The sequence below is a fragment of the Alsobacter metallidurans genome, assembly GCF_014636935.1.
Classification (GTDB): domain Bacteria; phylum Pseudomonadota; class Alphaproteobacteria; order Rhizobiales; family Beijerinckiaceae; genus Alsobacter; species Alsobacter metallidurans.
Map to the genome: position 1 here is coordinate 899,793 of NZ_BMES01000001.1, position 25,038 is coordinate 924,830.

Annotated in this window: 26 protein-coding genes and 1 pseudogene; 12 read left to right on the forward strand and 15 right to left on the reverse strand. The window is 66.8% G+C overall.

The annotated features are described in order from the left end of the window. Positions 1-2 precede the first annotated feature (2 nt). From IEV99_RS23710 to IEV99_RS03890, 3 genes are all read right to left on the reverse strand, one after another. Positions 3-1,148 (reverse strand): glycosyltransferase family 4 protein, encoded by a 1,146-nt coding sequence (locus tag IEV99_RS23710; protein WP_244643541.1) that lies wholly within the window; start codon positions 1,146-1,148, stop codon positions 3-5. A 138-nt stretch (positions 1,149-1,286) separates the two neighbouring features. Then, positions 1,287-2,657, reverse strand: a complete 1,371-nt coding sequence (locus tag IEV99_RS03885; protein WP_188516390.1) for a hypothetical protein — start codon at positions 2,655-2,657, stop codon at positions 1,287-1,289. A gap of 20 nt (positions 2,658-2,677) precedes the next feature. Further along, positions 2,678-3,367, reverse strand: a complete 690-nt coding sequence (locus IEV99_RS03890) for a GntR family transcriptional regulator (protein ID WP_188516391.1) — start codon at positions 3,365-3,367, stop codon at positions 2,678-2,680. Between the two features lie 181 nt (positions 3,368-3,548). On the opposite strand from IEV99_RS03890, the gene IEV99_RS03895 reads away from it, so the two are divergent. The 4 genes from IEV99_RS03895 to IEV99_RS03910 all read left to right on the forward strand — a co-directional run bounded on the left by IEV99_RS03895 (position 3,549) and on the right by IEV99_RS03910 (position 7,745). Further along, positions 3,549-4,535 carry a 4-hydroxythreonine-4-phosphate dehydrogenase PdxA gene (locus IEV99_RS03895; RefSeq protein WP_188517641.1) on the forward strand — a complete coding sequence of 329 codons (987 nt, stop codon included), beginning with the start codon at positions 3,549-3,551 and terminating at the stop codon, positions 4,533-4,535. Positions 4,536-4,637: 102 nt separating this feature from the next. Further along, a complete protein-coding gene (locus IEV99_RS03900) occupies positions 4,638-5,633 on the forward strand; it encodes a Bug family tripartite tricarboxylate transporter substrate binding protein (RefSeq protein ID WP_188516392.1) in 996 nt (331 codons plus the stop codon). 61 nt (positions 5,634-5,694) lie between these two features. Next, positions 5,695-6,204: a tripartite tricarboxylate transporter TctB family protein gene (locus IEV99_RS03905; protein ID WP_188516393.1), complete on the forward strand. Its 510-nt coding sequence runs from the start codon at positions 5,695-5,697 to the stop codon at positions 6,202-6,204. 26 nt (positions 6,205-6,230) lie between these two features. Beyond that, entirely contained in the window at positions 6,231-7,745 is a 1,515-nt protein-coding gene (locus IEV99_RS03910; protein ID WP_188516394.1) for a tripartite tricarboxylate transporter permease, read from the forward strand. A 23-nt stretch (positions 7,746-7,768) separates the two neighbouring features. Here IEV99_RS03910 and IEV99_RS03915 read toward each other — a convergent pair whose 3' ends face one another. Continuing rightward, positions 7,769-8,200, reverse strand: a complete 432-nt coding sequence (locus IEV99_RS03915) for a nuclear transport factor 2 family protein (RefSeq protein WP_188516395.1) — start codon at positions 8,198-8,200, stop codon at positions 7,769-7,771. Positions 8,201-8,433: 233 nt separating this feature from the next. Between IEV99_RS03915 and IEV99_RS03920 the strand changes: the two genes are divergently transcribed. Beyond that, positions 8,434-8,634 (forward strand): hypothetical protein, encoded by a 201-nt coding sequence (locus tag IEV99_RS03920; RefSeq protein WP_188516396.1) that lies wholly within the window; start codon positions 8,434-8,436, stop codon positions 8,632-8,634. A 3-nt stretch (positions 8,635-8,637) separates the two neighbouring features. On the opposite strand, the gene IEV99_RS03925 is transcribed toward IEV99_RS03920, so the two are convergent. Both IEV99_RS03925 and IEV99_RS03930 read right to left on the reverse strand, forming a co-directional pair. Next, positions 8,638-9,849 carry an MFS transporter gene (locus tag IEV99_RS03925; protein ID WP_188516397.1) on the reverse strand — a complete coding sequence of 404 codons (1,212 nt, stop codon included), beginning with the start codon at positions 9,847-9,849 and terminating at the stop codon, positions 8,638-8,640. Between the two features lie 41 nt (positions 9,850-9,890). Then, positions 9,891-10,334, reverse strand: a complete 444-nt coding sequence (locus tag IEV99_RS03930; protein ID WP_188516398.1) for a VOC family protein — start codon at positions 10,332-10,334, stop codon at positions 9,891-9,893. Between the two features lie 87 nt (positions 10,335-10,421). Here IEV99_RS03930 and IEV99_RS03935 point away from each other — a divergent pair, with 87 nt between their 5' ends. Continuing rightward, entirely contained in the window at positions 10,422-10,886 is a 465-nt protein-coding gene (locus tag IEV99_RS03935) for a MarR family winged helix-turn-helix transcriptional regulator (RefSeq protein ID WP_188516399.1), read from the forward strand. 255 nt (positions 10,887-11,141) lie between these two features. Then, entirely contained in the window at positions 11,142-12,308 is a 1,167-nt protein-coding gene (locus IEV99_RS03940) for an alpha/beta hydrolase (RefSeq protein ID WP_210318616.1), read from the forward strand. A 15-nt stretch (positions 12,309-12,323) separates the two neighbouring features. On the opposite strand, the gene IEV99_RS03945 is transcribed toward IEV99_RS03940, so the two are convergent. From IEV99_RS03945 to IEV99_RS03955, 3 genes are all read right to left on the reverse strand, one after another. Further along, positions 12,324-13,139 carry a DUF4344 domain-containing metallopeptidase gene (locus IEV99_RS03945; protein WP_188516401.1) on the reverse strand — a complete coding sequence of 272 codons (816 nt, stop codon included), beginning with the start codon at positions 13,137-13,139 and terminating at the stop codon, positions 12,324-12,326. Positions 13,140-13,211: 72 nt separating this feature from the next. Then, the gene (gene ppk2 / locus IEV99_RS03950) at positions 13,212-13,997 is read right to left on the reverse strand and encodes a polyphosphate kinase 2 (RefSeq protein ID WP_188516402.1); all 786 of its coding nucleotides are present in this window, start codon (positions 13,995-13,997) and stop codon (positions 13,212-13,214) included. A gap of 34 nt (positions 13,998-14,031) precedes the next feature. Beyond that, complete coding sequence (locus IEV99_RS03955) at positions 14,032-14,466, reverse strand: lipid-binding SYLF domain-containing protein (RefSeq protein ID WP_188516403.1); 435 nt, start codon at positions 14,464-14,466, stop codon at positions 14,032-14,034. A gap of 197 nt (positions 14,467-14,663) precedes the next feature. On the opposite strand from IEV99_RS03955, the pseudogene IEV99_RS03960 reads away from it, so the two are divergent. The 3 genes and pseudogenes from IEV99_RS03960 to IEV99_RS03970 all read left to right on the forward strand — a co-directional run. Further along, positions 14,664-15,083 (forward strand): annotated as a pseudogene (locus IEV99_RS03960) (hypothetical protein); the annotation flags it as partial. Positions 15,084-15,233: 150 nt separating this feature from the next. Beyond that, positions 15,234-16,469, forward strand: coding sequence for an HlyD family secretion protein (locus tag IEV99_RS03965; RefSeq protein WP_188516404.1), 1,236 nt, complete (start codon positions 15,234-15,236; stop codon positions 16,467-16,469). A 373-nt stretch (positions 16,470-16,842) separates the two neighbouring features. After that, a complete protein-coding gene (locus IEV99_RS03970; protein ID WP_244643543.1) occupies positions 16,843-17,343 on the forward strand; it encodes a Spy/CpxP family protein refolding chaperone in 501 nt (166 codons plus the stop codon). A 361-nt stretch (positions 17,344-17,704) separates the two neighbouring features. Here the strand turns inward: IEV99_RS03970 and IEV99_RS03975 are convergent, their stop codons facing one another. The 6 genes from IEV99_RS03975 to IEV99_RS04000 all read right to left on the reverse strand — a co-directional run bounded on the left by IEV99_RS03975 (position 17,705) and on the right by IEV99_RS04000 (position 23,178). After that, the gene (locus IEV99_RS03975) at positions 17,705-18,469 is read right to left on the reverse strand and encodes a Crp/Fnr family transcriptional regulator (protein WP_188516405.1); all 765 of its coding nucleotides are present in this window, start codon (positions 18,467-18,469) and stop codon (positions 17,705-17,707) included. 647 nt (positions 18,470-19,116) lie between these two features. Next, the gene (locus tag IEV99_RS03980; RefSeq protein ID WP_188516406.1) at positions 19,117-19,377 is read right to left on the reverse strand and encodes a hypothetical protein; all 261 of its coding nucleotides are present in this window, start codon (positions 19,375-19,377) and stop codon (positions 19,117-19,119) included. Between the two features lie 84 nt (positions 19,378-19,461). Further along, positions 19,462-20,043 (reverse strand): OmpA family protein, encoded by a 582-nt coding sequence (locus IEV99_RS03985; RefSeq protein WP_188516407.1) that lies wholly within the window; start codon positions 20,041-20,043, stop codon positions 19,462-19,464. An 11-nt stretch (positions 20,044-20,054) separates the two neighbouring features. Beyond that, entirely contained in the window at positions 20,055-20,480 is a 426-nt protein-coding gene (locus IEV99_RS03990) for a cysteine rich repeat-containing protein (protein WP_188516408.1), read from the reverse strand. 161 nt (positions 20,481-20,641) lie between these two features. After that, a complete protein-coding gene (locus IEV99_RS03995; protein WP_188516409.1) occupies positions 20,642-22,813 on the reverse strand; it encodes a mechanosensitive ion channel family protein in 2,172 nt (723 codons plus the stop codon). Positions 22,814-22,917: 104 nt separating this feature from the next. Beyond that, on the reverse strand, positions 22,918-23,178 hold the full coding sequence (locus tag IEV99_RS04000) for a hypothetical protein (protein WP_188516410.1): 261 nt from the start codon (positions 23,176-23,178) through the stop codon (positions 22,918-22,920). Between the two features lie 569 nt (positions 23,179-23,747). On the opposite strand from IEV99_RS04000, the gene IEV99_RS04005 reads away from it, so the two are divergent. Together IEV99_RS04005 and IEV99_RS04010 are read left to right on the forward strand one after the other, a co-directional pair. Beyond that, positions 23,748-24,497 carry a response regulator gene (locus tag IEV99_RS04005; RefSeq protein ID WP_188516411.1) on the forward strand — a complete coding sequence of 250 codons (750 nt, stop codon included), beginning with the start codon at positions 23,748-23,750 and terminating at the stop codon, positions 24,495-24,497. A gap of 170 nt (positions 24,498-24,667) precedes the next feature. After that, positions 24,668-24,988, forward strand: coding sequence for an ATPase inhibitor subunit zeta (locus IEV99_RS04010; protein WP_188516412.1), 321 nt, complete (start codon positions 24,668-24,670; stop codon positions 24,986-24,988). Positions 24,989-25,038 lie beyond the last annotated feature (50 nt).

Here is a 25,038-nt window from a genome sequence, read left to right on the forward strand (position 1 = left end):
TCTTACTCCTGGGTGACGGCTTGAGTGGGTAGGGCGGAGGCGGGTGGCCGTTGGGCCGCGAGCGTGGCCCAGTAAAGGGCGAGATGGTCTTCCGCCATTCGGTCCGCGTCGAATCGCTCGGCCCAGTGATCGCGAGCCGCGCGGGCGCGCGTCTCGGCGCCGCGTCGGTCGCCCAGCGCCGCCAGAGCGGCCCGCGCCAGACCCGGCGGATCGTCCGGGGGCACGAGCAGCGCCGTCGCGCGGTCCACGGCGTCGCGGGTCCCCGGGACATCCGTGGCGACGATCGGAAGGCCGGCCGCCATCGCCTCCAGCACCACGAGCGGGTGCCCTTCGAACAGCGACGGGGATACGAGGAGGTCGGCCCCGGCCATCAGGTCCGGCACGTCGTCGCGGCGTCCGAGAAGCAGGATGGCGTCGGACAAGCCCCGTCGGTCGATCTCGCCCCGCAGGTCGTCCACGAGCGGCCCCGCGCCGACCCATAGGAAGCGGGCGTCAGGTCGCTCGGACAAGATCGCGGGCGCGGCGGCGAGCAGGGCCGCATGGCCCTTTTGCGGGGTGAACCGTCCCACGGTGAGCAGCACGGGGCTTTCAGGATCGAGGTCCAGCCGTTGGCGCGTGTCCTCACGCGATCGGCGCGGCCTGGGCGGGGCGACGCCGTTGGGGATGACGTGCAACAGCCGGACAGGGACGCCGGCGTGGCCGAAGCTCTCGCTCGAGCTTTGCGACACGCAGATGAGCCGGTCGATCTGCGGCAGCATCTCGGCATGGCGGGCCTGTTGAATTGGGTCGGTAAGCAGATAGGGCAGGTGCTCGGTCCGCAGCACCACCGGCACGCCGGCCTCGCGGGCCGCGAACGGCGCCGGCAAGCCTTCCCAGCCTATTCCCGCATGACAGTGGAACACCTCGATCCGTTCGGCCCGCAGAAAGCGGACGAGCTCCGGCATCGCCTGCGGCTCGTCCCTCCACCGGAGCGCCAGGACGCGGCAGCCCATGGCGGCGGCGCGGCTCAGGATGGCGTCGCCGCCCGGCGTCTCGCGAGACGCGACACTCACGCGGCAATGGCGCCCGAGCCGTTCCGCCAGCGCGAGCATATGCTCGCCGACGCCGGACGGGTCGGCGCTGTCCGTGAGCAGGCAGACGCGGAGCATCCGATCAGGCGGTTGTACGCCGGCCGGGGAACCACGACGGGCTCCCGTCCGGTCACGCTGCGCGCGCACGGCTTGGTACATGCAACCTCCCGTCCAGGGAGGTGAACGAGGATCCTGCGCCTAAGTTGCGCGGCCGGGCTACTCGGCCCGCAGCCGCTCCTCCAGCGCCGCGCGCAGCCGCCACATCGCGCCGCTTCGGTCGGTCTCGATGTCGCCATGCGTGATGGTGCGGCCGGCCGGAACGGCGTGGCGCAGCACCGCGCCGGGCAACAGGTAGTAGGGGACCGGCGTGGCGTCGGCCGAGGCCGCAGCGGGCTCGATCAGCGGATCGACGTCCGGTAGCACGTGCCGCCAGCCGAGCGCGAAGCCGTGCCCGGCCGGCAGGTCCGCGCGCGCGCGGGCCACAACGTCGAAGCGCTGGACAGGGTTTTCGCCGCCGGTGCCATGGCCGGTGCGCAGCGCCGACAGCAGCGAAAGGCCGACTTCCGCACCCAGGAGGTGCACGGGATTGTGCAGCATCAGGTGCCGTCCCGAGCGGCTCCCGGGAATGCCCTTGGAAGCCAGCAGGCGCCCGGTGGCCGGGTCCGGGGCTTCCACCACCACGAACACGCCGCCCGCGAAGCTGAGCTCGTCGGGCCGGCGCAGGCACGAGAACACGTCCACCACGCCGGGGCGGCCGAGGATGCCGCCGTCGTCCTGCGGGCAGAACACCTGCGGCAGCTCCACGGTGCGGACGACCGGGCCGTGCATCGCGGCGGTGTCGGGCCGCAGCCCGCAATGATTCGCCACGATGGTCATCTCGGTGTGGTCGGGCACGGTCGCAGTCGCGAGGCCGGGGATGATCCGCCTCGCCAGAGCGACGGCGGGATCGGCGGGCGCGAACAGCGCCTCGTACCCGGCCGGGGCGGCCTGCGCGCGGCCCCAGGCGCTCACCGTCCCGGCGCGGGGGTCGAACACGTAGTCGGACTCGGTGGATTTGCCGGCCGCCACGACTGGGAAGCCCAGCGACCGCGCGCGGGCGACGAGTTGGCAAAGGAGGCTCGGCTGGTCGCCCTCCACGAGCGTGTGCACCAGGCCAGCCGCCTTGGCCATGCGGGCGAGCTCGGGCCCGACCACGACCTCGGCCTCCTTGGTGGCCATCGCGACATGGTAGCCGAAGCCGATCGCCTGCTCGGCCACGGCGGCCGCCCCGAACGGGTCGCCGGTGGCCTCCACCACGGCTTCGAGCGGCAGGTCGGACAGGAGCGTGCTGTCATCGAGCAGGACGACTCGGCCCGCCTGCAGGGCGGCCAGCGCTTCCCGGCGCGATCCCGCGACCTGGAACGCGTCCGCCTCGTAGCCGCCGGCCTTCAGCGCCGCTGTGGCGCGCGGGATGTCGCGGTCGCACACCACCGTGAGGGCGAGGTCCGGGATGCGGCGGGACTGCGCGATGAGGGTCGCGCCGAACTCGCCGGCGCCCACCAGCGCAAAGGGGCTGCGCGCGCCGGCGGCGGCCTTTGTATCAGGCATGTGAGGCTCCATCGGGGGGATCAGAGCGCGTCTTTCACGCGCTCCCAGGTGCGTTTCATGTGGCGCGACAGCGCGTTGGCCAGCGCGTCGCCGTCTCGGGATTCCAGGGCGGTCATCATCGCCTCATGGTCTTCCACCGCGCCGGCCCATTTGTCCGGCCCTTCGTTGCCGATATAGCGGATGCGCTTGAGGCGGGCCTGCAGCACGCCATGCACGTCCGCCAGGGCGTCGTTGCGCGAGATCCGCAGCATGGCGGAATGAATGGCCTGGTTGAGCTTGAAATAGGACAGCCGGTCGCGCCTTGCGTAGAGCTCCAGCATCCGGTCGTGCATCGCCCGAATTTCGCGAATGTCGGCCTCGGTGGCGGCTTCGCACGCGAGCCGGCCCGCCAGGGCCTCGAGGGCTCCGAGCACCGTCAGGGCGTCGCGGACGTCCTTGGGCGAGAACTTCCGCACGATGGCTCCACGCCCCGGCGAAAGCTCGATCAGCCCCTCGCTGGCGAGGTACTTCAGCGCTTCCCGGAGCGGCGTGCGCGACACGCCGAGGTCGCGCCCGAGATTGCCCTCGTGCACCCGCGAGCCTGCGGGCAGGACGCCTTCGGTGATCATGTCCCGGATACGGCCCACGATCGCGTCGTGCAGGTTGTGCCGCACGATGGGCCGATGATCGTCCAGCGGCAGTCCCGCCTCGATCTCCAGCGCGTCCTCCATGGCGGCTCCCCCACGATGTGTTCGCGACAGCTTAGCCCCGACAGCCGCGATCTACAACTCGCTGTATGCTGCATACAGCATTCTTGATGTAAGCTCGAACGGGTGCTAGCGTGGTTGCAAGAACGGAGGAACGTCACCCTTGAGCGCATCCGCCACCCAGCGACCCGTCATCGCGTTCGCGATGGGCGACCCCGCCGGCGTCAGCCCCGAGCTGGCCGCCAAGCTCCTCGCGCTCGACGAGATCCGCGCCGAGGCCGACCTCATCGTCTTCGGGGACCGCCGCATCCTCGACGAAGGCGCGCGCGTGGCGGGCGTCAATCCCGCCATCGAGACGATCGCGGAAGCGGATCTCGACGGCGTCAAGCCGGGCCGTTCCGTGTTCGTGGACCTCAAGACCCTCGCGCTCGAGGACGTGACGCCCCAGACCGCCACGCTGGCAGGTGGGCAGTTCGCGACCAACAATTTCCGCAAGGCCCTTCAGCTCGCCGCTTTCGGACGTGCCGACGCGGTGTTCTTCACGCCCTTCAACAAGAAGGCGATGCGCCTCGCCTATGCGGGCTATGACGACGAGATCCGCTTCATCAACGACGTGCTGGGCCGCTCCGGCCCGGCGAGCGAATTCAACGTTCTGGGCGATCTCTGGAACGCCCGCGTCACCTCGCATATCCCGCTCTCGGGCGTCGCCGCCGCCATCACGGCCGAGGCCATCCAGCGCAGCCTGACGCTGACCGACCGCTCGATGCGGGATGCCGGCTTCGCGCGCCCGCGCATCGCGGTCGCCGGTCTCAATCCGCATGCGGGTGACGGCGGCAATTTCGGTCGCGAGGAAATCGACGTGATCGAGCCGGCCGTGCAGGCGGCCGCAGCGCGGGGCATCGCCTGCGAGGGGCCGTTCCCGTCCGACACCGTGTTCCTGCGCGCCAAGGCCGGCGCTTTCGACGCGGTGCTGACCATGTACCATGACCAGGGCCAGATCGCGATGAAGCTCATGGGCTTCGACCGCGGCGTCACCACGCTGGGCGGCTTGCCGTTCCCGGTCTGCACGCCCGCGCACGGCACTGCCTACGACATCGCCGGCCAGGGCGTCGCCAATATCGGCGCCTCCCGCGAGGCGATCCTGCTCGCCGCCCGCATGGGCCGCGAGGCGCGCGTTCGCGCCGCCGCCTGATCCGCGCGCCGGGCGCGAGCCCGGCCGCCACGACGCTGACCGCCGGAACCAACCGTCGGCCGTCCAGACCTCGAAACGCACCCTCAAGGAGGAACATCGCCCATGAAACGCATCACCGCGCTGGCCCTGGCCTTCGCCGCATCCGTGGCGTCCGCGCCGATCGCCCAGGCCGCCTGGCAGCCCAGCAAGCCCGTTGAATTCGTGGTCACGTCCGGCCCGGGCGGCGGCACCGACACCTTCGCGCGCGTCGTCCAGTCGATCATCGCCAAGCACAAGCTGGTTGAGCAGCCGATCGTGGTCACCAACAAGGGCGGCGGCAGCGGCGCCGAGGGCTTCGTCTACGGCAAGGGCGCGGCCGGCGACCCCCACAAGGTGATCTTCGGCACCAACAACGAATACCTGCTGCCGCTCGTCGCCAAGCTGGCCTTCAAGCCCGACGACCTCACGCCCGTGGCCGCCATGGCGATGGACGAGTTCCTGATATGGGTGAACGGGAACGCCGAGTTCAAGGACGCCAAGACCTATCTGGCCGCCGCCAAGAGCAAGCCCGAGGGCTTCAAGATGGGCGGCAGCCAGTCCAAGGACACCGACGAGACGCTCACCAAGCTGATCGAGGGCGCGACCGGGACCAAGTTCATCTACATCCCGTTCAAGGGCGGCGGCGAGGCGGCCGTGCAGCTCGCCGGCGCGCATATCGACTCCAACGTCAACAATCCCAACGAGAACATCGGCCAGTGGAAGGCCGGGCTCGTGAAGCCGCTCTGCGTGTTCAGCCCGCAGCGGCTGCCGGCCGGCCCCAAGGTGGCGGGCGACATGAGCTGGGGCGACATCCCGACCTGCAAGGAGCAGGGCGTCGGCATCGACCAGTTCCAGATGCCCCGCACGGTCTGGCTCGCCCCCAAGGCGCCGGATGACGCCGTGAGCTTCTACGCCGACGTCCTCGCCAAGGTGAAGGACACGCCGGAGTGGAAGGAATACATCGAGCGGACCTCGCAGACGAACCGCTTCCTGAGCGGCGCCGAGCTGAAGACGTTCATCGCATCCGACGAAGAGAAGAACCGCAAGGTCTTCGAGAAGGAAGGCTGGGTGGTGAAGTAACCGCCCGATCCGGCTCCCGGCGACCGCGCCGGGAGCAGCACGTCCCAGCTGAGGGTCCGGCATGAGCTCCACTGACGAAACCGTCCAGCCGCGCGCGCTGCTGAGCCGCCGCGCCGCCGAGACTGTGGCGGCGCTGTTCACCGGCGCGATCGGCGCGACCGTGGTGATCGGCTCGCGCGAATACGGCACGGGCTGGGATAGCTCCGGCCCGCAGCCGGGCGCCTTCCCGTTCTATGTCGGCCTCATCATCGTGGCCGCCAGCCTGGTGAACCTGGTGCGCGGCGCGCTGGCGGGGGCCGGCCCGGTCTTCGTGGACCGCCTCCAGGCCCGGCAGGCCGCGTCGTTCTTCCTGCCCATCGTGGCGTTCGTGGTCCTCACCGTGACGCTCGGCATCTATGTCGGCGCCGCGCTGTATCTCTTCGGCGTCATGGTGTTTCAGGGCGGCTACCGCTGGTGGACGGCGCTCGCCGTCAGCCTCGGCGTGGCGCTCTTCTTCTTCGTGGTGCTGGAGCGCTGGTTTCAGGTGCCGCTGCTCAAGGGTCCGCTGGAAGCGGCCCTCGGCATCTACTGAACGCGGTTCGCGGCCGGGAGGGCGCCTTGGACAACCTCATCTCGCTCATGCACGGCTTCGGCGTGGCCGCGACGGGCTTCCACCTCACCCTGATGGTGGTGGGAGTTCTGCTCGGCATCCTGGTCGGCGTGCTGCCCGGCCTCGGCGCGCCCAACGGCGTGTCGCTGCTGCTGCCGCTCACCTTCTCGATGGACCCCGTCTCGGCCATCATCCTGCTCACCAGCATGTACTGGGGCGCGCTGTTCGGCGGCTCCACCACGTCGATCCTGTTCAACATTCCGGGCGAACCCTCGTCGGTCGCCACCACGTTCGACGGCTACCCGATGGCCAAGCAGGGCAGGGCGACCGAGGCGCTCAGCCTCGCGTTCCTGTCGGCCGGCTTCGGCGCGCTCGCCGGCGTGGTGCTGATCACCATCCTGAGCACCTGGGTGGCGAAGTTTGCGCTGCGGTTCAGCTCGCCCGAATATTTCGCCGTGTACTTCCTCGCCTTCGCGAGCTTCGTCGGCCTGGGCGGGACGTCGCCGTTCAAGACCATCGTGTCGATGATGCTTGGCTTCGCGTTCGCGACCGTCGGCATGGACACCATCTCGGGCAGCCTGCGCCTCACCTTCGGCTTCAACGAGCTGCTGAGCGGCATCAGCTTCCTGGTCGCCGTGATTGGCCTGTTTGGCATCGGCGAGCTCATCCTCACCATGGAGGAAGGCCTGCGCTTCGATGGCATCCACGCCAAGGTGAGCCCGCGCGACGTGCTCGCCACCATCCAGCGCATGCCGCGCTATTGGATGACCCTGCTGCGCTCCAGCCTGATCGGCTGCTGGATGGGCATCACGCCGGGCGGGCCGACGGCCGCCTCCTTCATGAGCTATGGCCTCGCCAAGCGCTTCGCCCGCAACAAGGAAGGCTTCGGCAAGGGCCGCCCCGAGGGCGTGATCGCGCCCGAAACGGCTGACCACGCCGCCGGCACCAGCGCGATCCTGCCGATGCTGGCGCTCGGCGTGCCGGGCTCGGCCACCGCGGCCGTGATGATGGGCGGGTTGATGATCTGGGGACTCAATCCCGGGCCCATGCTGTTCATCGAGAAGCCAGACTTCGTCTGGGGCCTCGTAGCCAGCATGTATCTGGGCAACGTCGTGGCGGTCGTGCTGGTGCTCGCCACCGTGCCATTCTTCGCCGCCATCCTGCGCATCCCTTTCGCGATCATCGGCCCGGTGATCGTCGTGGTCTGCTTCATCGGCGCCTACACGGTGTCGAGCTCGATGTTCGATCTTTGGCTGGCGCTGGGCTTCGGGGTGGTCGGCTACGTGTTCAAGAAGCTCGATTACCCGGTCGCCCCGCTGGTGCTCGCCATGGTGCTGGGCGACAAGGCCGAGGACGCCTTCCGCCAATCCATGATCATGTCGCGCGGCTCGCTGGCGATCTTTTGGTCCAACCCGCTCGTCGCATGCATGACAGCGCTCGCGGTGGCGCTGCTGCTCTGGCCCCTGATCGGCATGGCGCAGGATCGCCTGCGCGCGTCCCGCGCCGTGGCGCCCGTGGGCTAACGGAACGAATCCAGGCGCCGGCGCTAGGGTGCGCCGCCCTGGAGCCCGAGCTGCGCGGCGTGCCCGGCCGCCAGCGCCGTATCGCCGAACTGGACAAAAGACGCGACCTCGCCGTTTCGGAACGTCCACAGGTCGTAGAACTGCGTCGAGAACGTTTCGCCCGTGGGCGTGAACCGGATGGTGAGGTCTGTCAGCACCGCGGCGCGCTCCCCCTCGACGATGAAGTCGCGATGCTCGTAGGACAACACCTCGTAGGCGTCCGACATGCCTTTGAAGGCAGCCTTGACGGCCGAGGCCCCATTCGCCTCGTGAGCAACCGGACAATGCTGCGGCGACCCAGCCCACACGAAACAGGCGTCCGACGAGAATTTTTCCATGCAGGCGTCAACGTCGCCCCGCGCCCGGGCGGCATAAAGGTCCCGAATACTCTCGACGATCTGTTCCCGCGACGTCATGGCCACGCTCCGGATCTGCACGAGCCGGCCGACATGCCGGCTTTAGTGCTGAAGCGTAGCATCTGGCGCACAACCGCCAAGCATTCTGTTCGGCGAAGTGTTGCGGAACGCAGCAGCCTCGCTTGAACAGCCTTCGGCTTCGGTCCTAATGTCGACCCAACGATCGAACCGGCCTGTGAAAGCCGCGGGCTCAACCCCTGCGCACTTCGAGAGCCGAACAACGAGGTGCACCAGTGACCGCAGACATCCTGTCCAGCATCGCGGCGGAACTCCGCGTCGAGGTTTCCCGGCTTGAGGCCCAGGCGCTTGGCAGCCTGCGCGACCCCATGAACCTCGGCGGCGTTGTGGCGGTCCGCACCGTCGAAGCGCTCGCCAACGCGATCGAACGCGTCGCCGAGAACGCCCGCCCGGCCAAGCCGCTCCGCTCGGTGTAAACCTCAGGCCGGCGCAAGAGCACCCGGCCTGGGCCCCGCGAAGGGACGGAACGTCATCAGCACCAGCATGGCGGCCAGGCCCAGGCCCCACGAGGCGAAGTACATCGGCGCATAGCTGCCGACCCGGTCGTAGATGAGCCCGCCGATCAGCGGCCCCGTCGACATGCCGAGGCTGCCCGCCATCGCCATTCCGCCGATGATCGTGCCGATCATCCGCAGCGGGAAGTTCTCGCGAATAATCACAGCATAGAGCGGCATCGTGCCCGCATAGATGAACCCGACGATGATCGCGACCGCGTAGAACCCGGTGAGCTCGTTCACGAACGCATAGGCGAGCACCCCGAAGGCCTGCGCCAGCAGCCCGAGGATCAGCACCCGTTGGGCGCCGTAGCGGTCCCCCGCGACGCCGAAACCGATCCGGCCGAAGAGGCCGGCTAGCCCCTCGAGGCTGTAGATCGACACGGCCGCGATCATCGGCACGCCGCAGGTCACCGCATAGCTGACGGTGTGGAAGATCGGCCCCGAATGTGTCGCGCAGCAAAAAAAGTTGGCCAGCAGCAGCGTGATGAACTGCGGCGACCCGAGCGCCTGGCGCACTGTCATGCCGGATGATGAGCCATCCTGCGGCGCCCCGGCCGAACCGGCCGCCAAGGTCGGCGGCGTACGGACGAGCAGCGCGGCCGGGATCATCAGCGCGGCCGCGAGCCCGGCCACGATCAGCATGGCGGTGCGCCAGTCGTGGCGCGTGACCAGCCAGGCGGCGAGCGGGGCCATGGTCATCGGCGCCAGGCCCATGCCGGCGGAGACGAGCGACACGGCCAGGCCGCGCCTTGTCTCGAACCACCCGGCGACGCAGGCCATCATGGGCGCGAAGATCGCCGCCGTCGCGGCGCCGACCAGCACCCCAAACAGCGTTTGAAAGGCGACCAGCGTCTCGGCCTGACTGGCCAACGCCAGGCTGCCTGAAAGCACGATCGAGCCGGTCAGCACCACGGGGCGCGGGCCGAAGCGGTCCGACAGGCCGCCCCACAGCATGCTGGCGACCGCCATCGCGAGAAAGCCGAATGTCATCGCGGTGGAGATGCCGGTGACCGACCAGCCGGTCGCCTCCGACATCGGCCGCAGAAACACCGGCAGCGAGAACATGGAGCCAGCTGCGACACAGCCCAACAGGCCGCCCGCCGCGACAATGACCCAACGATAGGAACGGTCCATGACGCCTCCGGCGCGTTCGGGGGAGGGATTGGAGGGGCCGCTCAGGCCTGGGCGGGTTTCCAGTCCGCGGACGGGACCGTGTTGATCATCCACGGGATGCCGAACTTGTCGATCAGCGAACCGAAGCCTGGCGACCAGAAGGTTTCGCCGAACGGCATCACGGCTGTGCCGCCTTGGGCCAGCTGCTCGTACCAGCGCTGGCATTGCGCCTTGTCCGGGCTATGCAGGGTGACGTCGAAGCCGTTCTTCGGCTTGTCGATGTTGCGCGCCCAGGCGGGATCCATGTCGGCCCCCATCAGGGCCTGATCGCCCACCTCCAGCCAACAATGCATGAGCCAGTCCTTGTGCTGCTCGTTCATCGGCATGCCGGGCGGGGCCGCGCTATACGGCATGGCGGCGATGATCTTGCCGCCCAGCACCTGGGCGTAGAACTCGAACGCCGGGCGGCACTGGCCCTGGAAGCTGAGGCTGGTGACGATTTTCATAGGGGTTCCTCCGACAACCGGCGACCTTGACGTTCGCCTTGTTACGTTGATATCAACGTAACAGTCCAGAGCTTGTCAACCCCTCAAATGCAACGTCTTACCGACGTCCCGTTCAAGACCACGCTGCTGGTGCGCGACACCTGCCTGTGCCTCCATGCGCAGCGGGCCGCGCGCGCCCTGGCGCGGCGCTTCGACGTCGCGCTGAAGCCCGTTGGACTCACCAGCGGCCAATTTTCGCTTCTGATGTCGCTGAACCGTCCCGAGCCGCCGCATCTCGGCAGCGTCGCGGCCCTGCTCGCGATGGACCGAACGACTCTAACGGCGAACCTCAAGCCGCTGGAGCGCCGCAACCTCGTCGCGGTCGCGCCCGATCCCAAGGACCGCCGCACCAAGCGCCTGAGCCTCACGGCGGATGGGCGCGCCGTTCTGGCCCAGGCGGCCCCGATCTGGAAACAGCTCCACGCCGCCATCGAGTCCGAACTCGCGAGCCCCCACCAGCTCCGCGCCGAGCTGGGCGTGCTGTCCAGGGCGGAGGGGCTGAACCGTGGCTGACGCTGATTGCAGCTACCGGCAAGCATGGGAAGGACAGCCACTCGGAACTCATACTCCGAACCGCAGCCCTGGATGGCGCCTACCGGTACGCCGCTCATAGACAGGCGGGGGATGCTGATTGTGATCAAAATCAAGGACGCCAAGCGGAGGGACGCTTAACCTCCGCCGTTCATGCCCACCGCAGCGTGGGAGGCGGGTCCCGTTCGGGCAAAAGTTGGGGCTCGCGAGGCGCTGCGCAATCAACCGACGGTCGGAATGGCGGCGGCGATGCTCTGGACGCGTAACGGAAGAGTTCTGGCCTATGCCGCCCTCTGCGCCCTTGCGCTGGCCCTGACGGGATGCGCCTCACGCCCCGAAACAGGGTTTCTGACGCCGGTCGCCGCCGGGGCGGGAGCCACTCCTCACACCTTGCTGGTCGCCACGACGCGCGAGCGTGACGCCCGGCCGGGCACATGGTTCAACGGCGAGCGTGCTTACCCGCTCGACTTCGCCCGGCTGGAAGTGTCGGTGCCGCCGACCCACAAGCCCGGGGAGGTCGAATGGCCCTCGGCCGCTCCCGGCAATGCGGAGACGGATTTCGTCGTCCGCGACGCCGCTTATGTGGACGGCGAGAAGGCTTTCGTCGACACATTGAACAGCCAGCTCGCGTCCCGGCCGCCGGGAAGCCGCAAGGTCTTCCTGTTCATTCACGGCTACAACACCCTCTTCGCGGAGGGCGTCTATCGGTTTGCGCAGGTGATCCACGACGCCAAGGCTCCGGCGGTGCCCGTTCTGTTCACCTGGGCCTCGCGGGGCCAGCTTTCGCAATACGTGTACGACATGAACAGCGCGACAGCCGCCCGGGACAGTCTGGACCGGACGATCCGGCTGCTTTTTGCGAGCAACGCCGAAGAGGTCAACATCGTCGCGCATTCCATGGGCAACTGGGTCACCGTGGAAGCGCTTCGCCAGATCAAGATCTCTGGAAGGGCCCCGCAGATTTCCAAGCTCGGCGTCTTGATCCTCGCGGCTCCGGACATCGACATCGACGTGTTCAAGAGCCAGATGCGCCAGTTCGGCAAGCCCAAGAAGCCGTTCGTCATCGTCCTCTCGAAGGACGACAAGGCGTTGCGAGCGTCGAGCTTCATCGCCGGCGGCGCGGCGAGACTTGGCGCCGACTCCGACCGGGACGAGCTTGCGGCGCTCGGCGCGATCGTGCTCGACATGACGGACGTGAAGGCGCTCGATTCCAGCAATCACGGGAAGTTCGCCCAGCTGGCGGCGGTTGCGCCCCAACTCAAGGCCGTTCTCGAAGCCGGTGTCGGGACGAGGGTCCATCCCGTTGACGAGGGCAGGGAAGTCGTCGGAGGCTCGCTGCAGAGCATCCTGGCCCTGCCCATCACGATCGTGCGCGCGCCCGTCAGGGTGTTGACAGGGCGTTGAACCGGCAGGCGCGACCTAGCGGCGCGCCGTATTGCGCGGCCTCGACTTCAAATGCGGCGCAAGAAGGCGCTCGAACGCGAATTTCACTTGCCGGTACTCGTCCTCGCAAAGCTCGGCCCGCTCAACCGGCAGGTAGCCCTTTTCGACGAAGTCACCGAAGGTCTTCTTGTCCGAACCGTAGCTGATGCACATCAGATTGAAAAAGCGCTGGGCGGGCAAGCCGTGCTCGTTGGCGAAGTCCTTCAGCTTCGGCGGGCTTTCCTTCGCATCCGACGCGTACATCGTCCCGATGCTGGCGATGACGCGACGCACTTCGTCCTTGCCGAGGCGCAGCAGGATGAAGGCGGCGACCTGATCGGCGGCGTCTTCCTCGCGCCCGAGAATCGGGATCTTCTTCAGGTCGAACACCGCGTGCGCCAGCTCGTGCAACAGCACTTCCAGAAACGGACCCACGATGTAATTGGCGGGCGTGAGGCCTTCCTTTACACCCGCGGGCGGGATCTTCTGGCCGAGTTCCTGGATGTAGGCGATGTATTCGTAGCAGATCCCCAGCGCGCCCTCGTCCGGATCATAGGCGGCGTTGATGTCGCCATCGCAACCCTCGACCTTGATCAACAGCGGCCTTGGAAAGCGGAGATGGCTCAGGCGGTCGCGCACCCGCTCGAGCACCTTCTTGTCGCGCAGCGTCCGATAAATCGATTCGTGGGCCGGATCCTTCGGGGCCACGTAGGCGATCCGCACGTCGCCCTGGCGGGCGTGCGCCGCCGGCGCCGAAAAAAACGCTGCGAACGCGATCGCCGCGCATGACAGGAGTTTGGGCCTGGAGATCATGAAACCCGAACCTTTCGAGGTCGTCGTCGTCCAGCGCTTCAGATCGCCAAGCCCCGTTTTTGCCAGCCGCGGTCAGTAGACCTGCGGCACCCAGTTCCGGGCGAACTGCGGCTCCACGTAGCCATGATCTTTGTCGCGCTTCGGCAGCTTAACTTTCTGCCTGGGGACCTCTTCATAGGGAATGTGATCGAGGATGTGCCGGATCACGTTGAGGCGCATGCGCTTCTTGTCGTCTGAGCGCACGGCGAACCAGGGCGCGTGCGCGGTGTCGGTCTTCAGGAACATCGCGTCGCGCGCCCGGGAGTAGTCATACCAGCGGCTGTAGGACTCCAGGTCCATGGGCGACAGCTTCCAGACCTTGCGCGGGTCGTCGATCCGCTCCTTCATTCGTTCGGTTTGCTCGCTTTGGCCCACCTCCAGCCAGTACTTCAGGAGGATTACGCCGGAATTCACGATCGCACGCTCGACGAGCGGCACGGCGTCCAGGAACGTCTCCGCTTCGGCTTCGGTGCAAAAGCCCATCACGCGTTCAACGCCGGCGCGGTTGTACCAGGAACGGTCGAAGATGACGATTTCGCCACCTGCAGGCAGGTGCGGCAAGTACCGCTGAACGTACATCTGCGACTTCTCGCGCTCGGTCGGGGCCGGCAGAGCGATGACGCGGAACGTCCGCGGGCTGACGCGCTCCATGATGGTCTTGATTACGCCGCCCTTGCCGGCGCCGTCCCGCCCTTCGAAAATGATGCAGACCTTTGCTCCTGTCGCCTGGGCCCAGAGCTGGACGTTCACCAACTCGGCATGGAGGGCGGCAAGCTGTTTCCTGTAAGCCTTACCCGAAAGAGCGGCGTCGGCCTTCATGGCGACCTCCTGGCGAGCGCAGCGGGGCTGCGTGTTAACGTTTCAGGGAGATCTGCATCCCGCTCAGGTCCAGCGAGAACATCAGGCCGACTTGGCGGCCCTTCACCTCCAGCACGACCCCATGCGAGTTCTTCAGCTTCGCGATCTTGCCGCCTCCGGCGACCGCGGCGCCGACTTCTGCGGCCGTGTAGACGCCTTCGAGGTCACTCGGTCTCGTGAGGTTGTACGCTCGTCCAATCAGTTCCGTCTTGGAGGCGCCCACCGTTGCGCCGAGGCTCACGCCGCCGATGTTGAGCGGGTAACGCCTGCCCGCGTAGGTGAGCGTACCGGAGCCTCCGGAAACGCCGACCACGAACCCGGCCTTGTAGATCTTGATCTCCACCGAGCCGCTGCCTGCATGCGCGGGAGCGCCGGCCAGGAGGCCGACCAGAACGAGTGCGAAGCCGAAGGCTGTGTTTCTGCCAATCACGCCGGATCTCCCCAGACTCGGCCCTGGGCGGGAGGCGCCTGCTGCGCCCAAACGGTTGCAGACGGATGTGCCCTGAAGGCCTGGCCGTGAGTTGGCGGACGGCGGCCGTTTAACGCCAGTATCTTACTGTAACTAACCTCCGCCGCACCGGCCGCGGTGGTAGCAGGGGCTTTGCGCAGCAAACGAGAGGCAGCCCCGTGTCTATCGCGGTTCATCCCACGGCCCCGCATGCCCTTCCGCCCTTTATCACCGAGCCCGGTCAGTCAGACGTGCTGATGGTCGTGACGGGGATCTTTCTCCTGTTCGCGGTTCTTGGGGTCGGCTTGCTGTTCCTGCGCCTGCATACGTTGCCGGAGCGCATGGCCCACAAGTCGCAAAAGCTGCAATTCGAGATCGTGGCCGTGCTGGGCCTCATCGCCCTGTTCACGCACGAGCACATCTTCTGGGTCGCGGGTCTCTTGCTGGCGCTGGTCGATCTTCCCGATTGGGGCGCGCCGCTGCGCCGTATGGCAGGAGCGCTCGAGAAGATGGCTGGAATCCTGCCCGGCGAGGGCGCGGACGCCGCCGACATCGTCGAGCGCGAAGGCTCCGGCGCCTTCCATGATCCGGCCGACCGTCACGACGCAAGCCAAGGCGTCTCCGCCGGACAAGACCTTGCCTCTGTTCAAGACCCTGCGCCTGTCCAGGTTCTCCCCGCGGGCCAGGAGGTCGCCGCGCGCGAAGGCCGCGATCAGGTGCGCTCCTTCAAGCATGCGGAAGGCTGAGCGATGCTCGAACTCATTCTGTGCTCAATGCTCACCATCCTGCCGGACTACGCCTACCGGCGCCTCGTGCAGGGCAAGCGGCTCGGCAAGGAGATCAACCTGTTCTCCGTGTGGTTCGAGCTGCGTTGGGGACTGGTCGGTTGCCTGATGCTGACCGTCGCGCTGATCACGACGGTCTTCTACAACCACCCGGCGACCACCAACGTCACCGCTTATTTCCGCACGGTCCCGATCGTGCCGGAGGCCAACGGGCGAGTGGCGGAAATTTTCGTCACGGGCAGCAACCGGATCGGGCAGGGTGAGCCGATCTTCCGGCTCGACAACTCTCGCCAGCAGGCCGAGGCCGAGACGGCGCGCCGCAAGGTGGCCGAAATCGACGCCCAGTTTGCGATGGCCCAGGCGGACTTGGCCGCGGCTGACGGCCAGATCGTCCAGGCGCAGGGCGCCTATGACCAGGCGCTGGACGAACTGCGCACCAAGCAGGAGCTCAACCGTCGCAACGCCGACATCGTCGCGCGGCGCGAGATCGAGAAGCTGCAGACCTTGGTCGACACACGCCAGGGCGGGGTGGATGCCGCGCAGGCGGCCAAAAAGGCGGTCGAAACCCGCCTCTCCACTCTCCTGCCGGCTCAGAAGGCCAGCGCCGAAGCGGCGCTGGCGCAGGCCGACGTGGAATTGTCCAAGACCGTGATCCGCGCCGGCGTCAGCGGCCGCGTCGAGCAGTTCGCCCTGCAGGTGGGCGACATCGTCAACCCTTTCATGCGAGCGGCGGGCGTGCTCATCCCAGAAGGCAGGGGCCGGCGGTCGCTCTATGCCGGCTTCGGACAGGTTGAGGCGCAGGTGGTCCGCCCCGGTATGGTCGCCGAAGCGGCCTGCATCTCCATGCCTTGGACCATCATCCCGATGGTGGTCACCGATGTGCAGGATTACATCGCGGCGGGCCAGTTTCGGGGCGGGGAGCAACTCATCGACGCCCAGCAGGTCGCCAAGCCCGGTACGGTGCTGGCGCGACTCGAGCCGCTCTACGAGGACGGCCTGCGGGACGTCACACCCGGCAGCAGCTGCGTGGCCAACGCCTATACGAACCACCACGAAGAACTGAAGGACCCGAAACTGAGTTCGATGCAGCGCTTCGCGCTGCATGGCGTCGACGCTGTCGGCCTCGTTCATGCGCTCCTGCTGCGCATCCAGGCCCTGATCCTCCCCATCAAGAGCCTCATCTTCAGCGGCGGACATTGAGCGTAGCCAGAGGCGCCCATTAGTGGCGCTTCTTACAGTACCGCCGCCAATTTCAGAGTGGTGGAAACAACCGCGAGGCAGGTCTCGCGGCTGAGGCTGCCGCACAATACCGTAAAATACATCCCCGCCCTTCGACGAAGTGCTTTGCTGTGGTGGTCGAGGTGGAGATCCCGTTTTCCTGAATTCGATCGGCTGGTCATAGTCCCAGCCTTGGCGATCCAAGGTCGATCATCGGCGCTGGATGATTTCTTCTTCAGCGCCGCCAGGCCGGGATCGAATCTCGACTGTTCCGAAGTAGCTCACATCTACGCCGCGCCTTGGCCGGATGGAAGGCTACTCAGGTGTCGCCGTCTATCTTGGAAGGAGACCAGATATGCTGAAATCAGTGTTGATTGGCGCGGCTTGCATTGGCCTGAGTTGGAGTGCGGCCCAGGCGCAGTCGGGCGCTCCCATGGCGCAAGGTCCCATGCAACTGAGCATAGCCGACCGGGGGGCCATCCTCGAGGCCAGAATAGCGGCGACGAAGTTCGCGCTGCAGATGACGCCCGATCAGGCGAAGAAATGGCCGCCCATCGAGGAGGCGATCCGCGCCAGGTCCGCCGCACGGCAAGCCCGCATCGCCAAGTTGCAGACGGACCTGCTTGGGGACGCGACGTTTTCCGATCTCATTCGGCAACGCGCTGACAATCTCATGGAACGCGGCGCCAGCCTGAAGAAGCTTGCCGACGCTTGGCAGCCGCTCGTCGTGACGCTGTCCGATGAACAGAAGCACCGGCTCGCGGTTCTGACCCTGTTCGTCCTGCGCGAAGCCCGGGAATTGCTCCCCCGCAATCAGGGATCCGAGCAGTTCTGGGAAGAGTACGACGAAGAATGACGCACGGCTTGCCATCTTGGGGCGCTCGGGCCTCTGTTGACGCCCGGGCGTCCTGAATGGTCGGGAACGATTGCAAGAACGATCTCCGCCGACGCCCCTTGGGGGCCTCGGCGTGAGACGAGCAATCTCTCCGAGTGGCTCGTTCGCCGCTTGGCCAACCCAGCGCGTCGGCCCACGGAGGCGGACGCTTGTTTGGTCGGGCTAAGGCGGCTTGCGCTGGATCCGTCCGGTTGCTCACCAGCGGCGCGCTCCGGCCATTCGTGACTTGCGGTTGTTCGTGGGGCGGCCGCAATCCGACCGGCCTTCGTCATGGCCCGGTCCGTCGCGGGCCACGATCTCTCGAATGCCGCTGCGCCGCGCCTCAGAGCCATTCGCCCCGCGAATCCCCAAGGTCGGCGACGTCCTTCACGAGACGCGGATTGGGGAAACGGATCTTGTGCGGCCCTCTCATCACGATCAGTCCATTGCGGCGCAGCTTCGTCATCGTGCGGCAGACCGTCTCCATGGTGAGGCCAAGGTAGTCGGCGATATCGGTTCGGAGCATCGGCAGCGCGAATTCAGCTCCCGTCTCGACCGCGCCGGGGTTCTTGTGCGCGATCCAGAGAAGGAACCTCACGATTCGCATTTCGGCGGTTTGGCACAGCAACAGCAATGTCTGATGATGGACGGCGCAAAGCTCTTCGCGCATGCGGTCGAATACGATCGTCGCCACTTTGGGCTGCTCGGCGATCTGGATCGCCAGCCGCTCGCGCGAGATCCGCCGGACACGGGTGGGGGTGACGGCCTCCGCGGTGAACAAGTAGTGATCCTTCACGGCGATGCTGAGGACGTCCCCGGGAAAAGCAAATCCCACCATCACGCGACGACCTTCCGAGGACATCCGGAACAATCGCAGGACGCCGCCGACGATCTGGAAGATGTGCTCGGCGGGCGCCCCTTCCCAGAACAGCGCCTTTCCACGCGCCACGGCTTCGGGAATGCGGTAGCCGAACAACGCACCCAGCTCGTCCGTCTCGCACGGCAAATCGGCTGCCGTCTGTCTTCCGTCCAGCTGGAGAAGCGCGCCCGGGAGCGCACGCGGCAGATCCAGAACATGAACGGAGTCATGCAGGCTGAGAGGCTTCATGATGCTGCTTCCGTTGAGTCGTCATCGCTGTGTACGAGGCGATGCGGGAGCCTTGTGAAACACGGCTCTGCGATCGGCTGTTGTTCTCGGGCGGCGACGTCGGCGGTAGTTTTCGTCCAGTGAAGGTTCCGCCAGGCGCCCATGCGTTTCGCGACGCCATCACGCCTGTCCGGCCGAGGAGGCGACGCGCACGGGTCCAGAGGGCGGCAAGCGGAGAGGTCGCTCGAGTTCCCGGGCGTCGGGACCCCGAGGGCCAAGACCCCGAGGGCCAAGACCCCGAGGGCCAAGACCCCGAGGGCCAAGGCCAGGAGCGCCTTGGCGAGTCGCGGGACCCTGAGTGGGTGGGCAGTACGAACCTTCGTTGGCGACCTCGGCCAATCCGGAATCGACGCTCGACGCAGCTTCGGGGGCTTTCGTGACCTCCAAGCCGGAGGGATTTTTCAGCATCGCGCCGACCGACGCCGCGCCGGCGATAGCCGCCATCGCGGTCGTAAAAAACAGAAGCCGGGATAGATGGGTCATGATCTCCTCCCGCGCTGCAGGGGGAACGAGTTGGCGATGGAGCGAGGTTCCGGGCGCGCGCGTGCCCCCATTGGGATGGGCTGAACGCGTCCGGAACGAGCCTGCAGCGACGATCGGCTTGCCGATCAGCGCCGCCCGACCCGATTCACAGGACCGCCACGGTTGCCGGGCGTTCCGCGCCGGACCCCGACGCCCGGGGCGCCGACCCCCGGGGTGACGACCGCGGCCCGGGCCACCGGCCTGGGCCGCAGCACGACGCCGGGTCTGGCGACGCAACCCGCCGGGTAGCTGATGTACTGGCAATAGACGACGGCTCCCGCCTCATTGGTTCCGCCGGCCAGGAAACCGCCCAGCATCAGGGCGGCGAGCGCAATTGTGCTTTTCATCGTGACCTCCATTGGAGCCCGCTTCCGGGGCTGCCGTTCGTCGAGAGGGCGTCTCGTTCAAACCGGACCGAAGACGCCTTCACGTCACTTGAAGCGGCCGATGTTGACCACCTGAACGCGCCGGTTCGTGCTGGAGCCGCCCAGGGTGCGCACCTGCAACTGCTCTTCGCCAAGTCCGACGGACTGGATGCGACCCGGCTCGATGCCGAACGTCGTCACGAGCGCCTGTCGCACCGCGGCCGCGCGCTTTTCGCTGAGCGCGAGATTGGATTTTCTGTCTCCCACCGCGTCCGTATGGCCGACGATCAGGAACGTGTACTGCAGCAGCGTGGGGTGACGCAGCGAGTCGGCGATGACGCCTATAGCCCGGAAGGACTCCGGCCGGATCACGGCCGAGCCCGTCTTGAATTGCACCTCCACGGTGACCTGGCTGAGGTTGTCGAGTTCCATCGACAGCGGCTCGCGCAGCGAGCGGTCCGGCCCCCGGTTGGCCGCGACGCTGTCCACGGCCTTCTTGCGCAAGGCTGCGACATCGATCCTTGTCGACTCGTCGAGAACGTTGAGGGTGTTGATCAGGGTGACGTCGTTCAGGCGCTCCTGGGCATGCCCGAGGGCGCCCGATGCGGCGAGAATGGCGGCCGAGAGTGCGAGTGCAGTGCGGTTCATGACGTGTCTCCTCACTCGTCCCAGCCGGCGTCGACGATGACCTGCTTGCAGGAAGGCCCGACGACCTTGCTTGCCTTCAGCAGGCAGGAGAGCAGATACCCGTCATGTGGCTGCACGCCGCGGCAGTATTGCTGCATGTCGCGGTCGCAGACCTTTATGGCGACGGCCTGCGCATTCATGCGCTTGGCCAGCAGGCCGAAGGTCTCGGCCTGGGTTTGCCTGCAACCTGCCGACACCCTCGCCTGGTTCTTTTCCAGGCAGGCTTTCACCGCCCCGCCGCCGAGGGAGGTGTTTCCGCAGAATTTCTCGATGTCCCGGCCGCAGCTGTGCGCCAAGCGATCATAGGCCTCGCCGAAGCTGATGGTCTGCGCGCTGGCCGGCAGGCCACCCGTCAAGCAGGCCAGCGCCACCAGCGCCGGCAGGATAACGCTCCTCATTAGGCTCCCCCAGTTTTCGACGCCGGCGCCGCCGATCGGCAGTGCTCAAGGCCGGCATGGGGAACCCTGGCCCGGGGAAGGCGGGGAGGGCAGTATGTTACAGTAGCCTGGCGGAACTCGGCCCGGTTGCCCGCGCCGCCGGCGCGGCCCGGGCGCTCGCATCATTTCGCCTCGGCAAGGAGCTCGCCCGCCGCCCGATGCAGCGCCTCTTGGGCGGCTGCGCCCGCCAGGGCGTGATCGGCCGACGCCCCATAGGTTTGCACCGAGACGAGCGAACTCGCGAACTCGATCCCGACCTCGCGGCAGACGCGGACGATGCGCTTCACGGCTTCGCGCTGGATGTAAGAGGGCTTGCCAGGCCTCACGGTGAATTTGAACCGAACAATCAGCGCGTTCTCGGCCACGTCGGCGATGCCCTGCATCTTCAACGGCGCCAGGAATTCGGCCTTCATCTCGGGATCGTCGAGCATCTCCTGGCCGATCCTCTTGACGGCCTTGCGCAGCTTCTCGACGTCCGTGTCTCGGGCGAAGCGCAGGTTGAACTTCACGGTCGTCCAGTCGCGGCTGAAGTTCGTGATCTGCCCGAGCTGCCCGAACGGGATCGTGTGCACCTGACCGTTCTGGTGGCGGAGCCGGATCGAGCGCAGGGTGAAGCCTTCCACGGTGCCCTTCGCCTTGCCGCAATCGATGTACTCGCCGACCCGAAACGCGTCGTCGGCCAGGTAGAAGACGCCGGACACGATGTCCCGCACCAGCGTCTGGCTGCCGAACGAAAGGGCGAGACCGAAGATCGATGCGCCGGCGATCAGCGGCGCGATGTTGACGCCCCATTCCGAAAGAACCACCAGCGTGGCGATCGCCCCGATGAAGATCAGCAGCGCGGTGCGCAGCAAGGGCATCATGGTGGCGAGGCGCGACGCCGGAGCGCCGTGCTCATCCTCCTCGGCGGGCCCCCCGGCCAGAGGCGTCGCCGCATGCCGCTCGGTGAAGAAGCGCACCAGTTCGAAGCCCACATAGGCCAGGAAAAGCGTGACTCCGGCGGTCGCCGAAGAGCGCGCCAGCGCGCGCCAGCCGCCGGCGTCCACCATCTCGAGCACGTCCACGATCCACACCTGCGCGATCAGCAGGCTCACGACGATCAGCGTGCCGGTGCTGGCGCAGCGGGTCGCCAGCCCAATCAGCGGCGCCGCCTTTGGTCCCGTGCGGTCCTCGATCGCCCGCAGCAGGGTCTGAAAGAAGATCGCAGCCAGCACGGCGTTCAAGGTGAACAGCATCGCGGCCGGAACGGCGGCGCGTCCCGACACCGCGCCGAACACCCTGGCGCCGATCAGGGCGCAGAAGAACGGGATCGCGAGCACGAGCCAGTTTTGCCCAAGCACCCGCCCGATCGGCCCCTTGCCAAACAGCGTCGTGAACCAGGCCGCCACGGCGGCGCGTGAGGCGACGCACGCCCACAGGAAGGCCCCGAGCAGCGCAATGCTGCCGACGACCTGCCCGGCCGCCACGGCCTCCGGCGACGCATTCAGCACCGCCGCGATCCGGATCACCAGGCGCGCGAGCAGGACCAGCGCGATGATCGCGGATACCCGCGCAAAGGCCAGCCGCGCGTTGCGATCGGACATCACCGCGAGGCGTGCGTTCGCCTCGTCCGGGCGAAGCACGATGCGAAACGCGATCATATAGAGCCGCCAGAAGAGTACGGCGCTCAGCACGGCGGCGCCAAGCCGCGCCTGGCCGCTGGAGCCGCTGAACCACAGGCCGGACAACAAGGTGATCGTCAGCCAAGTCGCCACTACGCCCAGTCCGTCCAGAACGGCGAGGCCGAGCAAACGGCCGAGTGGACCAGGGCCGCCCTCCGGCGTGGCGGGTCGCCCTAAACGCCGCCTGACCGGAGCCATCAACGCGCCGACAATGCGCTCGGCGGCAAGCGACAGCGCGATCGCAGCCGCCACCACGCCCAGGAAGCCGACGAAGCCTCTGCCGTCCTCGGCCGACCGGTCCAGCACCGCAGGAAGCTTCCGCAAGGCGATCCCGAGGTCGGGCAGCGCCCGCAAGGTCAACAACGTGCGGTCCAGGAACTCCTTCAAGGCGGTCGCCCCCGCGACGTCCTCGTCGCGCTCGGCCGGCGGCGCGGCGCCCGAAGTCTTCGGCGCCGGGCGAGCCAGGTCTGGCTCCTCCTTGATCTTCTTGACGACAGCGCGGCCGATCGCGTCGACGAGGCCGTCGAATTGTTCCTGAGTGAAACCTTGCGGCAAGCCGGGGGGCTGCTGGGCCCAAGCGTCGGCGCCGACAAGAAGGCCGAGTCCGATCAGCAACGAGCGGATGAGCCGCAACACGCTTTCCAACCCGCTCGTTGCTGGGCCAAGTCCGTCCGGATCGCGCGCAAGCACTTTTCGGCGCTGCACTGGCCCGGAAGCGCTTTCGCGGGGCGGCGCGGTCACGGTGATCGCCGCTTGCGGGAGCCTGCCTTGGTCCGCAGTTTGAGCATGGCCTCGACCTCCTCGGCCAGCTCCTGGACCAGGATCCGGTATTCGGCGCTGCGGGCTCTGCCGACGTCGGTGTGCTGGCTTTCCCAGTAGTGCGCGGCCGCCTCGGCGGCGGTCAGGTCTTCGCAGAGCAGGCGAAAGTCGTCATCGCTGCGGGCGACCTCGATGGCGCGCCGTCGGGCGGTAAAACAGTCGAAGACAGACCAGGACATGAAATGACCGTGCGAGCGTTACTCAATTCGGGAACGCCACTGAAGTGCCTTAAAGGTCCCGTGTTACCGGGCCGGGCGGGAGTAAAATACAGTAGCGTTTGGCAGCGCGAATTCGCGGATATCCCGTGAGATGACAGCCTCGCTATCCGCCTGCGACGGCTCGCGCACGATCAGGGTTCGTGGGATTGCGCGACGCGCCAGGAAAGGTCGGCATGGCGCTTCGCGCTTTAATCCCGACTGCGCCGGGTCGTAGGCCACACTTGCGATACCGCAAGGTCAGGCCTCGAAAAACGGGTGTACAATTCGCACGTGAATAGTTCGTCAGGGTGCTTGCCCGGGCCGCTGTGACAGCATCATCGATGCCCGGACTTCGGCAATGCTCCCGGGACGCGCCCGTCGCACGAACATGGCCGCCGCGGTCTAATCTGCGAGCGCGGAGCGATCCGGCTTAACCGGAACTAAGCGACAAATAGGCCGATTTATTTAAGACGTTTAATATCTAGTTGGATGCGGGGAAACGGACTAAATACGGACAAGCTGTAGCTGCGTACACTCAGCGGATGAGGACTATGTCGAGCCAAAAACTCCACATTCTTGCAATCGACGATGATCAATCAATATTGCTGATGATCAGCCGATACTTTGAAGATGAGGGGTTCAGGGTTTCTACGGCTGAGAGCGCAAAAGGCCTTCTGGACCGTATCCAGCTCGATAAGCCAGACGTCCTCCTGATCGACATCGTTCTCCCGGGAGAGGACGGCCTCCAAGTCGCTCGCGAGGTTCGGGCCCAATCGGACTTGGGCATCATCATGCTCACCAGCCGGCCCGACGTGGTCGACCACATCGTCGCGCTCGAGCTTGGCGCTGATGACTACGTGGTCAAGCCCTTCAATCTGCGCGAATTGCATGCCCGCATTAAAACGGTGCTCCGGCGGACGAGGCCGGATCGAGACAAGCTCGAGGCTCGTCACTGCGATGACGTGATTTGCTTCGATGGTTGGAGCCTGAGCGCAGAACGACGCCAGTTGCGCAATCCGTTGAACCGGGAAGTCCCCTTGACGACCGGGGAATTCGATCTGCTCCTCGCGTTCGCCAGTCGACCCGGACGCGTGTTCGATCGCGACACGCTCATGCAGGTGACGCACCGACGGGGGCGCGAGGTTTTTGACCGGACGGTCGATGCTCAGGTCGCCCGCTTGCGCAAGAAGATCGAGGCTGCGCCCCATCGCCCCGCCCTGATCAAGTCGGTCCGGGGAATTGGCTACGTGTTCACCGGACAGGTGAGCCGGAGCCAAGCCTCCATTCGCGAGCACGGATGAGTCTGGATCGCCCGCACGGTCGCCTCCACGGCGCTTCGCAAATAGGCGGCGCGCGCGTGCCGGCCCCGGCTTGTGCAGCCTGCCATCCCTCGTAAGTTGATCGCGATCATTGTGCGTCCGTGGCTTTCGTTCAAAATCAATGACCGCAAGGCTGCCGCGGGAGGTGATCGATGGCGAACGACATCGCGAAGGCCATGCTCCGCAATCTGCTTCTTGGAAAATGGGCCGCCGAAAAGCTGGGCCTGAGCGGCGAGGCCGCCGATGTCTTTGGGGAGGCGTTCGCCAGAGGAGATGGCGATCCGCTCGGGCAAGATGTCTACGGCCGCCTCCGGAAGCAATTCGATGAGGCAGGCGTGTCGATTTCGGATGGCGCGATCCTTGGCGCTATCGAGGAACTCACCACGAAGAGCGGAAACGCGATGCCGAGCCGAACCGGCGGCTCGGGCGCCGGGGCCGAGATGATGCTGAAGCGCAAGCTGGTTTCTCGCTGAAGAGGTGTGGAATGCGCAGCCTTCTGTTGGCTCTCGACGGAACGCCTGGA